The sequence below is a fragment of the Brevundimonas sp. UBA5936 genome (genome assembly GCA_002430835.1).
Lineage (GTDB): Bacteria > Pseudomonadota > Alphaproteobacteria > Caulobacterales > Caulobacteraceae > Brevundimonas.
This window is the reverse complement of sequence record DJDA01000133.1, coordinates 1-6,215: the sequence shown is the minus strand read 5'-3', so window position 1 is coordinate 6,215 and position 6,215 is coordinate 1. Positions and strand designations below refer to the sequence as shown.

The 6,215-nt window shown below is 68.9% G+C and carries 5 protein-coding genes; 4 read left to right on the top strand and 1 reads right to left on the bottom strand.

Annotated features, from left to right (window positions below; translation table 11 throughout):
• Window positions 1–720: TPM domain-containing protein (locus B2Y21_RS14120; RefSeq protein ID WP_349679426.1), on the top strand; the 720-nt coding region annotated here is incomplete at its 5' end.
• A gap of 82 nt (window positions 721–802) precedes the next feature.
• Window positions 803–1,558, top strand: coding sequence for an endonuclease/exonuclease/phosphatase family protein (locus B2Y21_RS14115; RefSeq protein WP_292060457.1), 756 nt, complete (start codon window positions 803–805; stop codon window positions 1,556–1,558).
• Here the strand turns inward: B2Y21_RS14115 and B2Y21_RS14110 are convergent.
• Window positions 1,543–3,021 carry a phospholipase D-like domain-containing protein gene (locus B2Y21_RS14110; protein ID WP_292060456.1) on the bottom strand — a complete coding sequence of 493 codons (1,479 nt, stop codon included), beginning with the start codon at window positions 3,019–3,021 and terminating at the stop codon, window positions 1,543–1,545. The two genes, B2Y21_RS14115 and B2Y21_RS14110, sit on opposite strands and share 16 nt — an antisense overlap.
• A 163-nt stretch (window positions 3,022–3,184) precedes the next feature.
• On the opposite strand from B2Y21_RS14110, the gene B2Y21_RS14105 reads away from it, so the two are divergent.
• Window positions 3,185–3,367 carry a hypothetical protein gene (locus B2Y21_RS14105; protein WP_292060455.1) on the top strand — a complete coding sequence of 61 codons (183 nt, stop codon included), beginning with the start codon at window positions 3,185–3,187 and terminating at the stop codon, window positions 3,365–3,367.
• A gap of 142 nt (window positions 3,368–3,509) precedes the next feature.
• A complete protein-coding gene (locus tag B2Y21_RS14100; RefSeq protein WP_292060454.1) occupies window positions 3,510–6,134 on the top strand; it encodes a tipN in 2,625 nt (874 codons plus the stop codon).
• Window positions 6,135–6,215 lie beyond the last annotated feature (81 nt).

Below are 6,215 nucleotides of genomic sequence, written 5' to 3'. Positions count from 1 at the left end.
CGGCTTCGGCGGCGGCGGCGCCTCGGGGGGATGGTGATGCAGTTCACGAACGACGACCACGCAAGGGTGGCTCAGGCCATCGCCCAGGCCGAGGCGAACACCTCCGGCGAGATCTTCTGCGTCGTGGCGCGGCAGGTGTCGTCCTATCGCGACGTCAGCCTGGGCTGGGCGGCCGCCGCGGCCCTGTTGCTGCCGCTGGGTCTGATCCCGTTCGGCTTCAACGGCGACTGGCTGACCTTCGGCGGCGGATGGGAGATCGCCCACGCCCCCGCCGCCTCGGCCGAAATCGGGCGCGCCCTGGCGGCCTATGGACTGGTGCAGGCCGGCGTCTTCGTGGCCGTCTTCCTGCTGTCGCTGATCCCGGTCATGCGGCGACTTCTGACGCCCGCCGCCCTGCGCCGCACGCGCGTTCGCCGCGCCGCCATGCAGCAGTTCCTGGCGCACGGCCTGCACGTCACCGAGGCGCGCACCGGCGTCCTGATCTTCGCCGCCCTGGCCGATCATCAGGTCGAGGTGGTGGCCGACGAGGGCATCCATTCCTGCGTCAGCCCCGAAGTCTGGGCCGACGCCGTGGCCGCCCTGACCGGCGCCCTGCGGCGTGACCAGCCGGTCGAGGGCTTCGAAAAGGCCATCGCCCTGTGCGGTCAGGTTCTGACGGAACGCTTTCCGCCCAAGCCCGCTGATGAAAACGAGATCCCCGACAAGCTGGTTGTCATCTAGTCCGGTTATCAGGATCGCTATCGGGGCCTCGCGACCGCCGCATTGAGGCGCGACAGTCGCTGCGATCGCGGGCAAGGAATTCATGCCGAGACTTCTGACCTACAACGTCCATCGCTGCGTCGGCGTCGACCGCAAGCTGGACGTGAACCGCATCGCCGACGTCATCGCCGAGCATGAGCCGGATGTCGTCTGCCTGCAGGAGCTGGACGTCGGCCGCGCGCGCACCGGCTGGGTCGATCAGGCTGACTCCATCGCCCAGCGCCTGGCCATGAGCGTGCAGTTCCATCCCGCCATGAAGGTCGAGGCCGAGCTTTACGGCGACGCCATCCTGACCCACCGGCCCGAGCGGCTAGTGCGCGCCGCCGCCCTGCCCACCCTGCCCGGCCTCAAGGGATTGGAGCCGCGCGGCGCCCTGTGGTCAGCGGTCGACTTCGACGGCGTGGTCGTCAACATCATGAACACCCACCTGGGCCTGGTCCCGCGCGAGCAGCGGCTTCAGGTCGCGGCCCTGATTGGCCGGGACTGGCTGGGTGATCCGATGTGCGACGGGCCGACCATCCTGACCGGCGACTTCAACGCCACCTCCATCACCCGCCCCTACCAAGCCCTGACCCGGCGGCTGGACGACGCCCAGCGGCGGCTGGGGCTGAAGCCCTCGATCAAGACCTTTCCGTCTACCTTCCCCGCCATCCGCATCGACCACTGCTTCGTCAGCCGAGAAATCCGCGTGACCGGCGCCCACACGCCGTCATCGCCTCTGGCGCGAGCCGCTTCGGACCACCTGCCGCTGATCATCGACTTCGAGATCGATCAGCCCAAGGGTCAGCCCGGCGCCTGACCGCCCTCTGACCTGGGCCGGGTGCGGTGCGAGCGGTTCAGCCGCTTCCAGGGCCGCCAGGCGTCGGTGGCTGACACCGGATCGCCGAACTGCCACTCGGCGAACATTCGCTCGACCCGCGTCGGCTCGGTCGCGCCCAGCGGCTTCATACGCTCATGGCCGAAGGTCTGAATCGCCTGCCCGACTGAACCCAGCAGGGTCTCAGCCTCGGCGAAAGCTTCGCCTGACACGCCGATGAAATGACCGAGCGAGTGACGGCGGAAACGCTGGATCACCTCGCGCTGTTCTTCCGTCTCAGCCTCGACCGAGACGTCGCACTCCGTATCCAACCCCATCGAACGATTGTTCAGATTGCTGGACCCGATCCTCAGCAGCTTGTCGTCGACGATGGTCATCTTGGCGTGGACGATGATCCGCTCACCCTCGTCCGTCACCGGATAGAAGGCGGTGAAGCGATCGTGACGGTCCGCCTGCTCCAGTCGGTAGAGCACTTCGGCGCGCGCGGTATCCATGGTCAGCCCGTCAAACCAGCTGGGGCTGCGGCCAGTCGAGACCAGCACCACCTCCGGCCCGTCCGGCTCGGCCAGGCGCTCGGCCAGAGCCGCCGCCAGCAAGGGCGAGGTGAAGTACTGGTTCTCCATATAGATCAGCGAGCGCGCCCGCCGGATGGCCTCCAGATGCAGGGCCTCGTTCTCGCGCACCTCGGGACGGCCGCGCACCTGCGGCTCGGTGCGAGAGATTCCGACCGACACCTGCGTCAGCGCGGGCGTCACGCGCTCCGGCCATGAATCCGCGCATTGAGCCATGATCGGCGCGATCACCTCGCCCGTCGCGCGCCTCCACCGCTCGCGCGCCAGTTCGCCCAGAGCCTGCGCCGCCGGGCCGTCCATGACGCACATGACCTCGTGCCTCGGCGCCGGGATGACGCCGGTCGGCTCGCATCGACGCGGGTCGCCCGAGAAATGCTCTTCGGTGTCCCAGCGGTCGGTCGAGATGTCGCCGCCGCCGCAGAAGGCGATCTGGTTGTCGATCACCACCACCTTCTGATGGTGGCAGGCGCCCAGGATCCCCGGCCCATCCAGCCGGAACTCGACGATGCGGCGCCGGAACCAGCGCTGCGCCTTGTGTGGATAGAAGCCCTGCGACGCCGCGATCAGCAGCGGCGAACGCCAGATCAGCAAACGCACGTCCAGGTCAGGCTTGTGACGCACCAGAGCCTTCAGCTGATGCCCGATCTCGGCGCGCCGGTCGTTCAGCGGTCCCTCGGGGTCCAGGCGCGTGCGCGGATCGAACTGCCAGCCGAGAATCAGGATGGAGCGCTCGGCCTTGTGCAGCGCCGACGCCAGGGCGTCGAAATAGGCCTTGTTCTCCATCAAGGGAGCGAACCGATGCGCCTTTGCGGACCGCCACGCTCCGGTGGCCGTCTCCAGCAGGCTGCCCTCATAGAACTGGTCTGCTCGCATACCCCAGCAATGGCTGATTCGCGTGACGGCCGGATGGGCCTCCTGATCTCACTCAGACGCCGATGAGGTCGGATCGTTCCATTTTCGCATCAGTCGGGTCAATGGCGCCGCTTCATCTGTTCGCCGCATTGTCGCCCGAAGATGTTTCTGGCATACTGCAATTATGCAAGCTCTGATCGAGATGCTGGCCGGTTTGATCGCCCTGCTCGCCGCAGTGGCGTTGTCGCAATTCGGCGTCGATATGAAAGCGCCGCAAAAGCCGGATCGCGAGATTCAACGGGTGCAGGATTGCGGCGACACCAAGCCCGCCGCCACGGTCCATGTGACCGCTCCGTCGTCGTGCTGATCCACAGATCACGCTGATCCGCGTCGGCAAACGGCGATCTAATCCGCGCTCGAGCCTTTTCGCCTTACGATCCAGCCGTTAGGGTCCGTGCCTTGCGCCCTTCGCCGCCTTCGCTGGCGATCAGTGATCGAGACCGACGCCCATGAAATCCCGCCATCGGCCGCCGCTCAACCTGACCGACTCCGAACCCGCCTCTCCAGAGACGGAGCCCTCGGTCACGTCCGAAGCGACCGATGCCCTCGACGAAGCGACGCCTGAAGCCGGTCTGGAGCCGCTGCCCGACGCGCCGCAACGCCCCATGTCCGAACGTCAGCGCCGCCGCCTGGCCGAACAACAGGCCTTGGCCGAGGAACGCGCGGCCGAGGCCGAAAAGGCCGCGCGCGCCCTGTCGCCTTTCGCTGAATCCGCTGACGCTCCGCCTGCCACCGTCACGCCCGCTTCGCCCCCGGCCAAGACGTCCAGCAAGCGCAAGGGCAAGACGGCGACGTCCAACGGCGCGGCCAACGCCTATCTGATCGCCGGCCTGGCCTCCGCCCTGTGGGTCGGCGGCCTCGCATCCTGGTTCGCCTATGAACTGGGTTCGGGGATGATGGAGATCGATCCGCTGCGCCTGGCGGTCTACGCCCTGATCCTGCTGGCGCCGGTCGGCCTGTCCATCCTGCTGGCCCATGCCGTGCGCCAGGGCGCGGGCCTGGCCCAGGAGACGAAGCGCGCGCGTGAAATGGCTGACGCCCTGGTCGGACCGACGGCTCTGGCCGCCAATCAGGCTGGGCATGTGCTGAACACCCTGCGTGAAGACATCGATCGCGCCGCGCAATCGGCCGAACGCGCCCGCGACGACCTGGCGTCGCTGCGCGAGGCCCTGACCAAGGAATCCAACCTGCTCAACGAGGCCGCCGAACTGGCCGGGGGCACGGCGCGCCGTCTCGCCGAACAACTGTCGCACGAACGCGAGCAGATGGGCGTCCTGGGCGGCAAGCTGGAAGGCCAGGCTTCGGCGGTTGTCGAAACGGTCGAGCGTCAGTCGCGCATGGTGGCCGACGCCTCCGACCTGGCCCAGACCCAGTTGCGTGAGGCCGAGGCCGCCCTGGCCGCCCGCGCCGCCGACCTGGCCGCCGCCGCCAACGAAGCCCAGGAAGCCGCCCGCGCCGCCTCTGACGATCTGGCCCGCCAGACCCTGCGGCTGGAGACCGCCGGCTCCGGCGTCGCCGAACAGATTCAATCCGTCGAGGAGGGCCTAGGCCAGCAACGCGCCGCCCTGGTCACGGCCGCCTACGCCCTGCGCACCGATCAGGAAGACTTCTCGGCTCAGATCGAGAGCCAGCGCGCCCAGCTTCTGGATCATCTGTCGCAGACTCGCACCGCCGCCGACGACATCAATCTACGTGGAGACGAAGCCGCCGCCGCCATCAAGGCCCAGGTCGAGGCCGTGGTCGACCAGTTCAAGGCCCTGGTGGAGATGTCCCAGCGCGAGGCTGACGGCTTCGACCACGCCACCAAGCTGTCGCTGGACCGCTTTGAAAGCCTGGCCGCCGAATCCCGCGACCTGCTGGTCGAGGAGACGCGCCGCTCGCTGGAGGCGCTTCAGGCCACGGCCGACGAACAACGCGCCGCCGCTCAGGCCGCGATCGAACAGGCCCAGATTCGCGCCGACCGCCTGGGCGAATCCCTGTTCGACGCTGCCCAGAAGGCGGATGAAGCCGCCGAGGCCCGCATCGATGGCGCCCGCCGCATCGTCGCCCAGACGGCCGACATGGTGGACCTGACCGGCCAGAAACTGGTCGACAGCCTGCAGACCACCCTGGTTCAGGTCACGGACGCCCTGACCTCGGTCGAACAGGCCGTCGCCGAGATGGACCAGCGCGCCGCCCGCCTGCCCGAGGAAGCCCGCGCCCGCGTTGAATCCGTGCGCCTCAGCGTCGAGGAAGGTCTGAGCGCCCTGACCGCCGCCTCGCGCAAGGCGGCCCAGGACACCGAGGCGCTAGACGCCGGGTTTCAGGATCGCGTGCGTCGCAACTATGAAATGCTGACCGAGGCTGTGCGTCTGATGGGCGCCGTCTCCGCCGAGGGCGGCCAGCCGCGCCGCCGCCCGACCGTCCCCGCTCCGCGCGAAGTCGAACCGGCGCCCGAGCCCAAGCGGCCGGTTTCTGCGCCCGGTCTCGCGTCCGGCCTGGCTTCGGGTCTTGGCCTGCGGGGTCGAATGCGCCCTGAGCACCCGGTCGAATCCGAGATCGAGCCTATCCCTACGGCTCCGGCCCAGGCCTCACCCCAAACGCCTGAGACGCCCCGCGCCGAACCGACGCGGATCGGCGACGCCCTCAGTTGGCGCGATCTGGTCCAGCCGGAACCGGCGCCGGCCGAGCCTGCCGCCCCGTTGGAGCTGAACGCCGCCATCGGCACGCCCGAAGAGATCGACGCCCTGGCCGGGCGAGTCACCTCGGCCATCCGGCGCATGGGCGTGGATCCCAACGCCCTGCTGCCCCGCCCCCGTGTGGAGGAGGCCGCGCAGGCCTTCGCCGGTCACGACCCGGCGCGGGCGCGCCAGATCGTCCGCCGCGTGGCGCCGGCCGCCGTCCGCAGCGTCTCTTGCCGGGTGCTGAGCGACGCCGCCCTGCGCGCCGACGCCGAGGCCTATGTCCGCGCCTTCGCCCATGGGCTGAAGCTTCAGGCGGAACGCGGCGACGCCGAGGATGTGCAGATGCGGCTGGCGACCGACGAGGGCCGCGCCTTCATGCTGCTGGACGCCGCCGTAGGCGACCTGAGCTGACCGTCTCGCCTTTCCATCACGTCATCGCGGCGCCGGTCAGGCTTGACCTGGCGCCGCATTTCAAAGCACCGTTCATGCTGC

What these genes read in the sequence shown, in the direction of transcription:
- B2Y21_RS14100 (WP_292060454.1), top strand. Translation starts at nt 3,510, where the DNA reads ATGAAATCCCGCCATCGGCCGCCGCTCAACCTGACCGACTCCGAACCC.
- B2Y21_RS14105 (WP_292060455.1), top strand. Translation starts at nt 3,185, where the DNA reads ATGCAAGCTCTGATCGAGATGCTGGCCGGTTTGATCGCCCTGCTCGCC.
- B2Y21_RS14115 (WP_292060457.1), top strand. Translation starts at nt 803, where the DNA reads ATGCCGAGACTTCTGACCTACAACGTCCATCGCTGCGTCGGCGTCGAC.
- B2Y21_RS14110 (WP_292060456.1), bottom strand. Translation starts at nt 3,021, where the DNA reads ATGCGAGCAGACCAGTTCTATGAGGGCAGCCTGCTGGAGACGGCCACC.